At 73.8% G+C, this 14,290-nt stretch carries 11 protein-coding genes and 1 pseudogene; 8 read left to right on the forward strand and 4 right to left on the reverse strand.

Annotated features, from left to right (window positions below):
• Positions 1-131 precede the first annotated feature (131 nt).
• From ACXNSR_RS33150 to ACXNSR_RS33160, 3 genes are all read left to right on the forward strand, one after another.
• Positions 132-1,331 carry a thiolase family protein gene (locus ACXNSR_RS33150; protein ID WP_458639038.1) on the forward strand — a complete coding sequence of 400 codons (1,200 nt, stop codon included), beginning with the start codon at positions 132-134 and terminating at the stop codon, positions 1,329-1,331.
• A 153-nt stretch (positions 1,332-1,484) separates the two neighbouring features.
• Positions 1,485-2,924: an aldehyde dehydrogenase family protein gene (locus tag ACXNSR_RS33155; RefSeq protein ID WP_458639039.1), complete on the forward strand. Its 1,440-nt coding sequence runs from the start codon at positions 1,485-1,487 to the stop codon at positions 2,922-2,924.
• A gap of 90 nt (positions 2,925-3,014) precedes the next feature.
• The gene (locus ACXNSR_RS33160) at positions 3,015-3,422 is read left to right on the forward strand and encodes a thioredoxin family protein (protein ID WP_458639040.1); all 408 of its coding nucleotides are present in this window, start codon (positions 3,015-3,017) and stop codon (positions 3,420-3,422) included.
• 71 nt (positions 3,423-3,493) lie between these two features.
• Here the strand turns inward: ACXNSR_RS33160 and ACXNSR_RS33165 are convergent, their stop codons facing one another.
• The 3 genes and pseudogenes from ACXNSR_RS33165 to ACXNSR_RS33175 all read right to left on the reverse strand — a co-directional run bounded on the left by ACXNSR_RS33165 (position 3,494) and on the right by ACXNSR_RS33175 (position 8,197).
• On the reverse strand, positions 3,494-5,509 hold the full coding sequence (locus tag ACXNSR_RS33165) for a hypothetical protein (RefSeq protein ID WP_458639041.1): 2,016 nt from the start codon (positions 5,507-5,509) through the stop codon (positions 3,494-3,496).
• A gap of 487 nt (positions 5,510-5,996) precedes the next feature.
• Positions 5,997-7,808 (reverse strand): annotated as a pseudogene (locus tag ACXNSR_RS33170) (S1 family peptidase); the annotation flags it as partial.
• Positions 7,805-8,197: a CU044_2847 family protein gene (locus tag ACXNSR_RS33175; RefSeq protein WP_458639042.1), complete on the reverse strand. Its 393-nt coding sequence runs from the start codon at positions 8,195-8,197 to the stop codon at positions 7,805-7,807. The gene ACXNSR_RS33175 and the pseudogene ACXNSR_RS33170, both read right to left, overlap by 4 nt.
• Before the next feature lie 166 nt (positions 8,198-8,363).
• Here ACXNSR_RS33175 and ACXNSR_RS33180 point away from each other — a divergent pair, with 166 nt between their 5' ends.
• The 5 genes from ACXNSR_RS33180 (at position 8,364) to ACXNSR_RS33200 (ending at position 13,972) form a co-directional block, all read left to right on the forward strand.
• Positions 8,364-8,951: a TetR/AcrR family transcriptional regulator gene (locus tag ACXNSR_RS33180; protein ID WP_458639043.1), complete on the forward strand. Its 588-nt coding sequence runs from the start codon at positions 8,364-8,366 to the stop codon at positions 8,949-8,951.
• Positions 8,952-9,112: 161 nt separating this feature from the next.
• Positions 9,113-10,540, forward strand: a complete 1,428-nt coding sequence (locus ACXNSR_RS33185) for a dihydrolipoyl dehydrogenase family protein (protein WP_458643465.1) — start codon at positions 9,113-9,115, stop codon at positions 10,538-10,540.
• A gap of 234 nt (positions 10,541-10,774) precedes the next feature.
• Positions 10,775-11,314 (forward strand): hypothetical protein, encoded by a 540-nt coding sequence (locus ACXNSR_RS33190; protein WP_458639044.1) that lies wholly within the window; start codon positions 10,775-10,777, stop codon positions 11,312-11,314.
• A gap of 40 nt (positions 11,315-11,354) precedes the next feature.
• Positions 11,355-13,106, forward strand: coding sequence for a hypothetical protein (locus tag ACXNSR_RS33195; protein WP_458639045.1), 1,752 nt, complete (start codon positions 11,355-11,357; stop codon positions 13,104-13,106).
• Positions 13,107-13,198: 92 nt separating this feature from the next.
• On the forward strand, positions 13,199-13,972 hold the full coding sequence (locus ACXNSR_RS33200) for a metallophosphoesterase (protein WP_458639046.1): 774 nt from the start codon (positions 13,199-13,201) through the stop codon (positions 13,970-13,972).
• Here ACXNSR_RS33200 and ACXNSR_RS33205 read toward each other — a convergent pair.
• Positions 13,945-14,265: a DUF2087 domain-containing protein gene (locus ACXNSR_RS33205; RefSeq protein ID WP_458639047.1), complete on the reverse strand. Its 321-nt coding sequence runs from the start codon at positions 14,263-14,265 to the stop codon at positions 13,945-13,947. The two genes, ACXNSR_RS33200 and ACXNSR_RS33205, sit on opposite strands and share 28 nt — an antisense overlap.
• Positions 14,266-14,290 lie beyond the last annotated feature (25 nt).

The following is a 14,290-nucleotide window of genomic DNA, read 5'->3' on the forward strand; positions in this document are numbered from 1 at the left end:
CCGTTGACAGGCGGTGACGTGCGGACGGAGACTGCGGGCGCGCCCCACCGGGCGTGCCCGGCGGCGTGCCCCGGTGTCCACACCGGCACCGACGCGCCACCGCCCGTACGGATCCGCCCAGGAGAGACCCCATGAGCATCCGCACCGTCCGCGACGTCTACGTCGTCGACGCCGTCCGCACCCCGATCGGCAAGTTCGGCGGCGCCCTCGCCGGGGTCCGGCCGGACGACCTGGCCGCGCACGTCGTGCGCGCGCTGGTGGAGCGTACGCCGGACCTCGATCCGGCCCGTATCGACGACGTCGTCTTCGGCGACGCCAACGGCGCGGGCGAGGACAACCGGGACGTGGCCCGGATGGCGGTGCTGCTGGCCGGGCTGCCGGTGAGCGTCCCCGGGGTCACCGTCAACCGGCTCTGCGGGTCGGGCCTCGAAGCCGTGATCCAGGCCGCCCGCGCCATCGCGCTCGGCGACGCCTCCGTGGCCATCGCGGGCGGGGTCGAGTCGATGAGCCGCGCCCCCTGGGTCGTGCAGAAGCCCGAGCGCGCCTTCCCGGCCGGGCACCAGCAGATGTGGTCCACCACGCTGGGCTGGCGCATGACCAACCCGCGCATGCCCGAGGAGTGGACCGGTTCGCTCGGCGAGGGGGCCGAACTCGTCGCGGACAAGCACGGCATCACCCGCGAGGCGCAGGACGCCTTCGCCCTGGAGAGCCACCGCAAGGCGGCGGCCGCCTGGTCCGCCGGGCTGTACGACGGCGAGGTCGTCCCGTACTCCGGTGTGGACCTGGCGCGTGACGAGTGCATCCGGGAGGGTTCCACGCCCGAGGCGCTGGCCCGTCTGAAGCCGGCCTTCCGGACGGACGGCACGGGCACGGTCACGGCCGGCAACGCCTCCCCGCTCAACGACGGCGCCGCGGCGCTGCTGCTGACCGACGAGGAGGGCCTGGCGGCCACCGGCCGGGAGCCGCTCGCCCGGATCAGCGCCTCCGCCGTCACCGGGATCGAGCCCCAGCTCTTCGGCCTGGGGCCGGTGGACGCCGTGCAGCGGGCGCTCGCCAAGTCCGGCCGCGGGTTCGCCGATCTGACCGCCTTCGAGTTGAACGAGGCTTTCGCCGCTCAGGCGTTGGGCTGCCTGGCTGCCTGGCCGGAGCTCGACCCGGCCGTGGTCAACCCGCGGGGCGGCGCCATCGCGATCGGCCATCCGCTCGGTGCCTCGGGCGCCCGGCTGGCCGGTTCGGTCGCGCACCAGCTGGCGGCCGCGGGCTCCGGCACGGGTATGGCGGCCCTGTGCATCGGGGTCGGGCAGGGCATCGCACTCGTCCTGGAGCGCTGACCCGGACCGGTGTGGCGCGCGGGCGTCGATCGTTTCCGGTCACCGCTCGGCGTCAACTGCCCAATAACTGAACAGATGTGGAGCCTCCGGTCTGGCACGATGGCGCGTGCTGCCGCCCCCCGCCCCGCCCATCCCCACCGGAGGCCCCGCGCCATGCCGCTCCTCGATCCGACGCTCTGGCAGGACGGACCCACCTTCACCGGCGGCTCCGCCCCGGTCGTCGAACCCGCCACCGGCCGCACCCTCGCCACGATCGACCTCGCCGCGCCCGCCGATGTGGCGGAGGCCGCCGTACGGGCCCTCGCGGCGCAGCGGGAGTGGGCGCGCACCACCCACCCGGAGCGGGCGGCCGTGCTGCGCCGCGCCGGGGACCTGTTCACCGACCACGCCGACGAGCTGCGGGAGTGGCTGGTCCGGGAGTCCGGCTCGATACCCGGCAAGGCCGACTTCGAGCTGCACGTCGCCGCGCAGGAGTGCTACGAGGCCGCGGCGCTGGCCTCGCGCCCCACGGGGCAGGTGCTGCCGAGCGAGGCGCCCCGGCTGTCCTTCACCCGCAGGGTGCCGGCCGGGGTGGTCGGGGTCGTGGCCCCCTTCAACGCCCCGCTGATCCTGGCGATCCGCTCGGTCGCGCCGGCGCTGGCACTCGGCAACGCGGTGCTGCTCAAGCCGGACCGGCGCACCGCCGTCTGCGGCGGCCTCGCGCTCGCCGCGGTCTTCGCCGCCGCCGGACTGCCGGGCGGGCTGCTGCAGGTCCTGCCCGGCGGCGCCGGGACGGGCGCCGCGGTCGTCGCCGACCCCGGCGTGCGGGTGGTGTCCTTCACCGGGTCCACCGCCGCGGGCCGGTCCGTCGGGGAACTGGCCGGCCGTCACCTCAAGCGCGTCCACCTGGAACTGGGCGGGAACTCCGCCCTCGTCGTGCTCCGCGACGCCGACATCGAGGCCGCCGTGGCCCAGGCCTCCTGGGGCTCCTTCTTCCACCAGGGCCAGATCTGCATGACCGCCGGGCGGCACCTCGTGCACACCTCGCTCTACGACGAGTACGTCGAGCGGCTCGCCGCGCGCGCCGACGAACTGGCCGTGGGGGACCCGTACCGCGAGCGGGTCCACCTGGGCCCGCTGATCGACAGCGCCCAGCTGGACCGCGTCCACGCGCTGGTGGAGGCCAGCACCGGGCAGGGGGCCAAGCTGGTGGCCGGCGGCACGTACCGGGACCTCTTCTACCGGCCGACCGTCCTGGCGGGCGTCGCCGACGACACCCCCGCCTACGCCGAGGAGGTCTTCGGCCCGGTGGCACCCGTACGGTCCTTCGCCACGGAGGAGGAGGCGGTGGCGCTGGCTTCGGCGGGCCCCTACGGCCTCTCCCTCGGGATCGTGACCCGGGACGCGGCGCGCGGGCTCGACCTGGCCGGGCGGATCCCGACCGGGATCGCCCACATCAACGACCAGACGGTCAACGACGAGGCCGTCGCCCCCTTCGGCGGAGTCGGCGCCTCCGGCACCGGCGCCCGCTTCGGCGGCGAGGCGAACCTCGACGCCTTCACGGAACTGCGCTGGACCACGGCCCGCAGCACCCCGGCCGGCCACCCCTTCTAGCACTCGTGCCCCGTACGGGCGGAATGCGGAATGCGGAAGGCACGACGTTCGTTCAACGAGCAGACGGCTCAATCAGGAGGTCTGGACACCGTGGCTACAGTCGAGCTCACCAAGGAAAACTTCGACCAGACGGTCAGCGAGAACCCGTTCGTGCTGATCGACTTCTGGGCGGGCTGGTGCCGGCCGTGCCTGCAGTTCGCACCGGTCTACGAGCGGGCCTCCGAGGCCCACCCCGACCTCGTGTTCGCCAAGGTGGACACCGAGGCCCAGCAGGAGCTGGCCGGGGCCTTCCAGATCACCTCGATCCCGACGCTGATGATCGTCCGGGACCAGGTGGCCATCTTCGCGCAGCCCGGCGCGCTGCCGGAGGCGGCCCTGACGGACCTCATCGGCCAGGCCCGGGCCCTCGACATGGACGAGGTCCGCGCGAAGATCGCCGCGGAGCAGCAGGGCTCCCAGGGTGCGCGCGGCGGGGAGCAGGGCACTGCGGAGGCCTGAGGTCCGCGGTGTGAGGCCCGAGGATCCGCCGGGCCCGCGAGCCCGGCGGATCAGCACCGGCTCCCGGCGCCTCAGCCCGCCGGGCACACCGGCTGCGCCGGGACGCGGACCGGCAGGCTCCTGCGCTCCTCGGCGGTGAACGTCCGGTTGCCGATGGCCTTGCACAGGTCGCGCTGCCATGACCGGGGATCGAGCGACAGGACACCGCCGGGGCCGGAGGGGGCGGCGTGGATCACCGTGCCGGCGTCCTTGGACATGTCCATGAAGGAATACGGGCGTGCCGAGGAGAGGGAGAAGGAGGCCTCGCCGGGCGGCTGACCGAATTCGTACGACTCCAGGAGGGCGCGTTCCTCGATGCCGTAGGTCCGCACGGCGTTGTTGGCGGCGATCAGGAAGTGGCCGTCGCCGTCCCGGAACCGGGTGACGGTAGGGGTGGCGGAATCCTCGGCGGTGCTGCGCAGCGGACCGATCTCCTTGCGCAGCGGGTCGCGCCGCCACAGCTCGACGATCGAGCCCCGGCGCATCAGCCCGAAGTAGCGGCCGCTGGGGTCGAACTGCACGGCGAGGACGTCCTCGGTGGTGCGGACGGTCTCCGTGACGGTGCCCGTGGTGATGTCGACGATGCGCACCGACGGATCGCCCCAGATGGTCACGTTCACCTTGTCCGGGGCCGGGTAGGGGCCGATGGCGGTGTGCGGCACGGTCCCCGTGGTGGGCAGCAGGGCCTTCGCGTCGTAGTGGGCGAGTTCCCGTCCCGTATGCGCGTCCCACTGCTGGACCATGGTCCCGGAGACGGTCAGGACGTTGCCGGCGGCGTCGAAGAAGTGCTGGAAGTCCGGTTCCTCGCCGCCTCCCAGGATCGGTGGCGTGGTGGTGGCCGGGGCCGGCGGCTCGGCCGCGGTGATGGTGGCCAGCCGGCGCAGGGTGGAGGCGTCGAGGACGGCCACCACGTTGGTCCCCTCCAGGTCCGCGAGCAGGCGGCCGTCCTTGCTCAGCCTCATGAGGTCGGTGCTCCTGGGCTTCCGGTACGGCGTCCGGCGCGGGGCCTCGGCGATGAGCTGGTCGTTGGCGCCCGGTGCCGCGGGCCGTACCTGCAGCGCGGAGCCGTCGGCGAGCAGGCTGATCGTCCTGCCGCCGTCGTGGGTGAGGATCTGCTGGCCCACCTGGAGCACGGATTCTCCGGTGGGGAGTTCGGTGTAGGTGATCAGGGAGTCCTGGTGTGCGACGTCGTAGAGCTTGCCGTCGGCCGATGCCAGCTGGTTCGACCGGCTGGTGAAGGCCGAAGGGACGGTGGAGAGCACTTTGTGCTGCAGCAGGTCGACCAGCCGACGCGAGTTGTTGGCCGACAGCGCCACCCGGGTGCCGTCCGTGTTGACCGCATGCGGAAGGCATATTTCGGACCTGTACCGTTTGTCCTGCTCGACGTAAGGCTTCCCCTGTGGGGTGCCGTCGGAGATCCGCAGCAGGCTCACAGCCGCGCCGTCGCCGTGCTCGGTGCACGCCACGGCTGCCGTCCGGTCTCCGGAGAGCTCGATGACGTCCACCCCGTCGGCGACGACGCGGCTCGCGTCGGTCGCCGGGTCGTAGACGAGCAGGCCCGTGTTGTTGGTGCCCGATCTGTGCCGCCGCAGCAACAGGGTCCGGTTGTCCGCGCCGATCCACAGGTCGTCCATACTGCCGCCGGGCTGGTCCTCGGGCGCACGCGTGGAGCGGGCGATGGCGCCGCTGTCCAGGTCCCACCAGACCAGGTGGTCCAGCACCCGGTGGACGATCAGTGTCCCGTCCGCCGACATGGTGGGGGCGAGCCCTTTGTCCGTGCCGATGGCCGCTCCCGGAGCGGGGGCGAGCTTGTGCAGCTCGCCCATCGGCTCCGCACGGTCGGCGTGCACCGGGAACCACGCGGAGACCCCGTCCTCCTGCACGTAGCCGGCCCGCTTCCCGTCGGCCGAGACCAACGGAAACTTCACCTGCCCGACCGAGGGAACCTGAGCGCTGCGGACCCGGCCGGTCGTGACGCCCGTGAAGAGCGTCGCCCTGCCGTTCCTGGAGGTGGCCAGCACCACGTTGCCGTCGAGGCTGCTCTGCATGCCCAGTACCGTTCCCAGCAGGCCCGAGACGACCCGGCTCTTGTCCGCGTACGCCAGGTGCTGGCGCAGCAGTTGGTTGCGCCTCCTGGGTCGGAGACGTCCGGTACGCCGCGAGCGCGAGCATCACGGACTGGGCGGGGTCGGTGGCCGCGACGTCCTGCGCCGCCTGCGTCAGGGCGCGCGAGGTGGCGAGCGCGTCGCGTTCGCGGCTCTCCCGCCGCGCGACCAGGAACAGTGACCCCAGCAGCACGGCCAGGACCACGATGAAGGAGACCGCGGACCAGGCGCCGCGCACCCGGCGGGTCCGGGAGCGCTGGTGGGCGCGGCCGGCATCCAGGTAGGCGCGTTCCCCGGGGCTCAGGTCGGCGGCGCGCCGGGGCAGCCACTGCGCGCCGCCCGCGAGGGCCACTTTCGTCGGCAGCAGCTCGGAGGTGCGCTCGGCCCGCTCCCAGCGGTCCATGTCGTGGCGCAGGGACTCCCGCCACACCAGGAAGGACCGGTCGGTCTCGACCCACCGCTCCAGCTTCTCCCAGCCGCCGATGAGGGCCTCGTGCGTGAGCTCGACGGTCTCGCCGCCCTCGGCGCTGCGGCCGGTCACCAGGAGCCGGGTGGCGGCGAGCCGCTGGGCCACGCGCCACTGCTCCTCGTCCAGGTCGGCGCGCAGGGCCAGCCGGCGCGTCGCGGCCGGTGATCCCACGGGGACCCGGACGAGCTGGGTGAACAGCCGTCTGGCCGCCGGTTCGTCCGCTTCGGGGACGTATTCGGCCCAGACCCGGTCGGCGTGCAGGCTGAGCGCCCCGGTGACGCCGCCGAGGCCCTGGTAGGCCTCGTAGGTGAGCAGCCCCCCGCGCTGTTCGCGCCACAGCAGGTCGAGGGTGAACCCCAGCAGGGGCAGTGCGCCCGGCTCGGTGCCGGTGTCCTGCAGGATGCGGTCCACGAGGCCGGTCTCGTAGCGCACCCCGGGTACGGCGTCCACGGGTGCGGTGACGACCTCGCGCAGCCGTTCCGGGCCCAGGGGGCCGAGGGCGTGGACGCGGCGGCCGATGACGGCGCCGAGCCGGGGATGCGCCAGCGCCATCTCGAGGAAGTCGGCCCGTAGCGTCGTGAGCACCCGGACCGGCTGCGGCAGGGCGTCGTCGAACAGGACATCGGCGAGTTCGTCGACGGCTTCCGGGTCGAGGGCGAGGAGTTCCTCGAACTGGTCGACCACGACGAGCAGCCGACGGCTGCCGGACAGGTCCAGTACCCGGGCCACGACGTCGGCGAGGCCGCCGCGGCGCAGTACCCCGGCGAGTTCGGAGATCTGCGCGAGGCGCCCCGCCTCGGACAGCCCGGACTCCAGCAGCGGCAGCAGCGCGGCGGCGAGGACGGCCAGGGGACTGCTGCCGTGGGTCGGCCGGACGGCGACGGCCGCGGCCCCCGATCGCCGCAGCCGGGGGAGGACTCCGGCCAGGGCCAGGGAGGACTTGCCGGATCCGGAGGCGCCGACGATGGTCACCCACCGCTCGCCGGCCAGCGCGAGGTCCAGTTCGTCGCTCTCGGCCCGTCGGCCGTAGAAGTGCGGGGCGTCGCTCTCCCGGAACGCCGTGAGGCTGCGGAACGGTGACGGCGGGAGGGTCAGCGGGCGCAGCTCGGGGAAGGCCTGGAGGATGCCGGCCGTCGGGATCAGATAGCTGACCGGGGGCCGGCCCGACTCGGCGACGGCGATCATGCCGACCACACCGACGCCGTTCTCGTCCCAGACCGGCGTGCCGCTGAAGCCCCGGGAGACGGGATAGCCGCCGTCGGCCAGGTCCGCCTGTATCCATCCGTAGGCCTGCGCTTCCCGGAGGACTCCGGAGTGCCAGACGCCGCCCGGGCGGCCGGCGGGGAAGCCGAAGGCCCGGACCGGATGCCCCCACACCCGCTCGGTCTCGATCAGCCGCACCGGGTGGGCGCCGGGCAGCGGGGCGTCCAGCCGGAGGACCGCCATGTCGCCGCCGCCCGGTTCGCGCGGCGGCAGCCAGCGTTCGACGCTCGCGCCGACTCCGGCGGCGGTGTCCGGGGCGGAGCCGGACGCCGGGCCGGACATCGGGCCGGACATCAGGGGAAGGTCGACGCGGATCCGGGAGGCGGGCGCGGGCTCCTCGTCCTGCGGCGTGCCGAGCGCCGCGGACACCACGTGGGCGCACGTGAGGGCGAGCTCGGGGGAGATCAGGAAGCCCAGGCCGACAGGATCCCCGCGCAGGTCGCGGATCCGCAGCACCGCCGCGTTCAGCGCCTTCGGGCCGACGCCCTCCGAAGCCTGAGGCCCCGTCACGACGCGGGCTCCGCCGCGGCGGGGCCGGGCGGCGGGCCCGCGGCCGCGCCGGGCGGCGGGCCGTCGGACGGGGAACGGGTCCAGGTGAGCGAGATCTTGAAGTTGGCCTCGGCCGCCGTGCTCGAGATCACGACGTCGGCCTCGGCGGAGACCGACAGCCCGAACTCCAGGTTCAGTTCGTCGGGAGCCTGGGCCATGCCGCGGAAGCCGTCGACGAAGCTCTGCGCGACCGGCCGGATCCCGGTCACCATCTCCCCCAGCGTCCGTGAGGCGCGCGCCATCACCTGCCCCGGACGGGCCACCCGGACCAGTCCGTCCTCGCCGGTCGCCACGACCTCGACCCGCACCACGTCCTGCGGCCCGGCCGTTCCACCGATCGGTAACTCCACGTGATACACCACGTCTCCCCCTTCTCCGGCACGCGGCCCAGTGTGGACCTCCCGTCCGAAGAATGGAAAGTCTTTCTAGAAAGAAATCTAGTAATGGCGCTTTGGGGCGATCCCGACGAGGATCGACGGGATCCGCCGCAGCTATGAGACCGAGGACGCCTGCCCGATGCCGAAGCAACAACGCGGCGAAGCCACCGTCGAACAGGTCCTGGACGCGGCGCTGCGCCTCTACGCCTCGTCCGGGGAGGCGGGTCTCACCCTCGGAGCCATCACCAGCGCCAGCGGGGTCAGTTCCGGGAGCATCTACCACCACTTCGGCAGCCTGGACGGGGTGGTCGCCGCCCTCGCGCTGGGCGCCCTGGAGCAGCTCCTGGCGGAGCTGGGGGCGGCGCTGCTCCAGGCGGCCGACGCCCGCTCCGGCATCCGGGCCGTCGTCCTGGCCTACCTGGACTTCGTGCAGGCCAATCCCGACGCCGCCCGCCTCGTCCACTCCGTCACCGCGGACCGCCTGGGCATGGCCCACGCGCGCGAGATCCGCGACACCCAGGAGGCCCGGCTGACGCCGATCACCCTCTGGATCCACGCGCACCAGGAGTCGGGCGAACTCGTCCCGCTCTCGGCCCCCTTGGTCGAGTCGCTCGCCATGGGCCCGGTGGTCGGCGTCGTCCGGCGCTGGCTCACCGTGGGGGACGTCGATCTGGAGGAGGCCGCCCGCGAACTGCCCGACCACATCTGGCGGTCGGTCGGCAGGTGACCCGGCCCGGCCGGCACGGCCGACGCGGGGCAGCCACCACGCCGAAGCCGCCCGTCATCCCGGCCACCTCTCGCGGACCACACGTAGAGTGACGGAGCATTAGCCCCGACCGGGATTCCCATGGGTCCTGGTGGACCCTCTGGAACCCTTGGACGGTGTCGGTGTCGGAAGCGGTGGAGTACGACGTGGTGGTCCTCGGTGGGGGGCCGGCCGGTGAGAACATCGTCGACCGGACCCGCGCCGCCGGTCTCAGCACGGCGCTCGTCGAGAGCGAACTGGTGGGCGGCGAGTGCTCGTACTGGGCCTGCGTCCCGAGCAAGGCGCTGCTGCGCCCGGCGCTGGCCCGGGCCGACGCCCGCCGGGTGCCGGGCCTGGCCGGCGCCGTCCGGGGCCCCCTGGACACGGCGGCGGTGCTCGCGCACCGCAACTACTGGACCGGCGACTGGAAGGACCAGGGCCAGATCGACTGGATCGACTCGATCGGCGCCCACGTGTACCGGGGCCACGGCCGGCTCTACGGGGTCCGCAAGGTCGCCGTCACCAGCCCCGAGGGCGAGCACCACATCCTCGCGGCCCGGCACGCGGTGGTCATCGCCACCGGTACCCGGGCCGTGATCCCGGACCTCCCGGGGATCGCCGGGGCGCGCCCCTGGACCAGCCGCGAGGCGACCTCCGCGCAGGAGGCCCCCGGCCGGCTGCTGATCGTGGGCGGCTCGGTGGTGGCCGTCGAGATGGCCACCGCCTGGCAGGCCCTCGGCTCGCAGGTCACCGTCCTGGCACGCGATTCCGGGCTGCTGCCGCGGATGGAGCCCTTCGCGGGAGAACTGGTCGCCGACGCGCTGCGCGAGGCCGGGGCGGTGGTCCGTACGGGGGTGTCCGTCGAGGCGGTCGTTCGGGACGGCTCGACGGGCCCGGTCAGCGTGGTCCTGGAGGGCGGCGAGACGCTGGAGGGCGACGAGCTGCTGATGGCGACGGGGCGCGCGCCGCGGACCGAGGACATCGGGCTGGACACCGTCGGACTGCCCGCCGGCCGGTGGATCGAGGTGGACGACACCTGCCGGGTGCCCGGGCACGACTGGCTGTACGCGGTCGGGGACGTCAACCACCGGGTGCTCCTCACCCACCAGGGCAAGTACCAGGCGCGGATCACGGGCGCCGTGATCGCCGCCCGCGCGGCCGGCACTCCGCTGGACACCGCGCCCTGGGGCGCGCACACGCCGACCGCCGACACCCGCGCCGTCCCGCAGGCGGTCTTCACCGATCCGGAGGCCGCCGCGGTCGGCCTGACCCTCGCCGAGGCCGAACGGGCCGGGCACCGGGTGCGCGCGGTCGACTACGACATGTCCAAGGTCTCCGGAGCCGGCCTGTACGCCGACGGCTACAAGGGCCGGGCCCGGATGATCGTCGACCTCGACCGCGAGGTCCTCCTCGGGGTGACCTTCGTCGGCCCCGGCGCCGCGGAAATGATCCACGCGGCCACCGTCGCGGTCGTGGGGGAGGTCCCGATCCAGCGCCTGTGGCATGCGGTGCCGTCGTTCCCGACCATCAGCGAGGTCTGGCTGCGGCTGCTGGAGACCTACCGGGGGTGAAGGCCGGCCCCGAGGGGAATGGCCGGACACGGCCCGGGCGCGCCGCATGGCGCGCCCGGGCCGTTCTGCGTCGCCGTCCTGTCCCCGCCGTCCGCGCAACGGCTTGTGGGGAAACAGAGTTGACCGATCGTCACTGCGGGGGAGATGGCGCGAAGTAGGCGTGCAACCTTGATCGATATTAGGTTAGCCTTACCTCAATTCCGCGACTTCCTGTGCCTGAAAGGTGCTCCAGTGATGCGTGCTGCCTCCCTGCCCCGTACCGCCGCCCGCGCGGCCGTCGCCGCCTCCGCCGCCGTCGCGCTCGCCGTCGGCGCGGCCGGCTCCGCCTCGGCCGCCACCTCGACGCGCACGGTCACGGACGGCGGGACCACCTACAACCTCAGCCTCACCGCGCCCTCCACCGCCGCGGCCGCCGGTCAGAACGTCACGGTCACCGGCAGCGGGTACAACACCTCCAAGGGCGTCTACGTGAGCCTCTGTGCCGTCAGCGGCGCACCGGGCGCGAGCAAGCCCACCCCCTGCCTGGGCGGTTCGGACCAGTCGGGCACCACCGGGGCCTCGCACTGGGTCAACAACGTCTTCGGCGGAACCCTCGCCAACACCTCCAAGTTTGGTACGGGCGGCACCTTCAGCGTCACCATCCACGTCAAGGCCGACCTCGGCGGCGGCCAGATCTGCGGCGAGACGGTCGAGTGCGCCATCGTCACGCGCGCCGACCACTTCAACTCCTCGAACCGCAAGTACGACGTCCACGTCCCGGTCACCTTCAACTGAGCCCGCTCCGGCCGATTCCCCGACCCGTCGACGAGGAGCCATGAAACCCCGACACCCCCTCACCCCCGGTCGTGCGGGCGGCGCCTGCGCCGCGCTCGCGCTCGTACTGGCCTCGGCCGCCACCGGAAGCCCCGTATCGGCAGCCGGGGGCGAGGGGGCCGACGTACCGCAGGGCACCGTCGCGTACCGGGCGGTGGCGCGGTTCGCCATGGCGGGCAAACCCCGTGACCTGCTGCTGCACCCGGACTCGAAGAAGCTCTACGTCGGTTCGGACGACCTGCCCGAGACGGCCGACGTCAACGAGAGCGGGCTGCACGTCCTGGACCCCGCCGACGGCAAGCTGCGCAGCACCGTCGGCCAGGCTCCCGGACCCACCGGCACGCTCGGCCGGCGGGCGGTGCGGCAGCTGCTCGCGCCGCTGCCCGGTGACGGGGCGGTCTTCTCCTATCCGCTGCGCGGCATCGGTACCGCGAAGGACGGCGACACCGCCGCGGCGGGCGCGTGGGTGCCGGGTGCGGCCGTCACCCACGCCACCGCCGGGCTCACCCCCTCGACGGTGCTGGTCGCGCAGGGTCCCGTCCTGTCGGAGGTCGACATCGCGACCGCCGCCGTCAAGCGCTCTCTCACGCTGGAGGGCGGGGACGGGTTCGCGGTCGACGCGGCGCGCGGCACGGTGTGGTTCACCGACATCGGCAACCGCCGGATGTACCGGATCGACGCGGCCACCTTCCGGGTCACCGCGACCGTGGACCTCCCGGCGGGCGAGGGGTTCGGCGGTTTCACGGAGGTGGATCCCGAGACCGGCGCGGTGTGGGTCGGGCTGGACTCCGCCGTCGTCGTCCACGACGCGACGGGCAAGCGGCTGGGCACCCTGCGGGGCACGGGCAGCGACATGCCCCGCGCGGCCGCTTTCGACGCGACCACGCACGAGGCCTTCGTCGTGTGGCAGGACGCGGGGGACACCGCGCAGCCCGGCAGCGACAACGACGGAACGCTCACCGTCCACCGCACCCGCGACCTCCAGGAGGTCGTCGAGCCGGTCGTACTCCCGGGGATCCACGTGCAGTTGGGCAGCGCGGCCGTCGCCGTCGAGCCCGGCGGCGCCGCCGTCTTCGTATCGGACCCGGTCGCGGGCAGGATCATCCGGCTGGAGCGGTCCACCTCCCCGCGCGTCACCCGGGGACCGGCGGACCGGTCGGTCGCCGCCGGGACCGAGGTCTCGTTCACGGCGGCGGCCGAGGGGACCCCGCGGCCCGCCGTCGCCTGGCAGGTCAGTACGGACGCGGGCCGGACCTGGCAGGCCGTGGCGGGCGCCACGTCGCCGGTGTACACGTTCACGGCGGCGCTCTCCGACAGCGGCCGCCGCTACCGGGCGGAGTTCAGCAACGAGGCCGGTGCGGTCCGTACCGCCGCGGCCACCCTCACCGTCAGCATCCCGCAGACCACGACGGGCGGCAGCGGCGACGGCGGATCCGCCACGGCCGGGGGCACCGGCGGGACGGGCTCCACCGGTTCGACCGGTTCGACCGGTTCGACCGGGAGCACGGCGGGCGGCTCCGACGGCGGATCCGGTGGCACGTCAGGTACATCCGGTACGTCCGGCACCCCGGGGAGCGTCGGCGGCGGTTCGGCCGGTGCGACGGTCGGCGGCGGCGGTCACACCACCACCGTCGGCGGCGGCGCGCTCGCCTCCACCGGAGCGGCGGTGGCCTCCCTCGCCGGGAGCGCCGTCGTGCTCACGGCGGCCGGGTGGGCGCTGATGCGCCGCGCACGGCCCCGCAGCACCGGCTGAGGACCGGCAACCCGCAGCGGGTGGGCGGTGGTTCGGCCTGTTGAATGGGTGTCCACCACATCTCTTGACCGGAGACGAAGGAGACACCGCACGTGATCGTGATCGCCCACCTCAGCGACGTCCATCTCGACGGTGACCGGCGTGCGGCCGACCGCACCCGCGCCGTCATGGAGTACCTCGACGCCCTTCCGTACGACCTGGACGCCGTACTCGTGAGCGGGGACATAGCCGACCACGCCGAGGACGCCGAGTACGAGGAGGCCTCGAAACTGCTCCGCTCGCGCCACCCCCTGGTGGTCTGCCCCGGCAACCACGACGAGCGCGCCGCCTTCCGCCGCGGCCTGCTGGGGGAGCGGTCCGGAGGGTCCCCCTCCACCGGGCCCGTCGACCAGGTGCTGCGGGGCGAGGGTTTCGTGCTGGCCGTGTGCGACTCGTCCGTTCCCGGCGAGCACCACGGCTTCCTGGAGGAGTCCACGCTGGCCTGGCTGGACGGCGTACTGACCGACACTGCGCCGCAGGTCCCGGTGCTGGTCGCCTTCCACCACCCGCCGGTGCCGCTGCACACCCCGTACGTGGACGAGATCCGCCAGTTCGGGGAGGAACGGCTCGCCGCCCTCGTCGAGCGCCACCCGCACCTGACCGCCTTCCTGTGCGGGCACGCGCACACGGCCGCGGCCACCACCTTCGCGGGCCGGCCGGTCCTGGTCGCGCCCGGGGTGGTTTCCACGCTCCGGCTGCCGTGGGAGGCGCCGACCGGGTCCTCCGAGCACGTCCACCTCGACGAGCCGCCGGCCGTCGCCTTCCACGTGCTCGGCGACGACGGCCGGCTGACGACCCATTACCGGGTCGTCGCCGTCCGCCGGTAGGTACGTCCGTCACGGGTCCGCGCGAGCCGGCCGGATTCGACCAGATAGCGCCGCAGCGCCGAGCAGTCCTCGTGCACGGTGCGCAGCGCGTCGTTCACCTCGGGCTCCGAGTACTCCCGGTCCGCCGCGAAGAGGGTCTGCGCGAGGTGGGTGAGCAACTGCTCGCGCCGGGCGGCCTTGCGCGGGATCACGGTGAGGCGGCCGCCGGAGAAGAGGTCGAGGACGTCCCGCCGCGGCGGGCGCGGGGCGGAGTCGGCGGACTGCGACGGCTGGGGCTCGGTGCTCTGGGACATACCGGCGAGCCTGGCCCGTCCGCGC

Source organism: Streptomyces sp. NC-S4 (genome assembly GCF_054353315.1).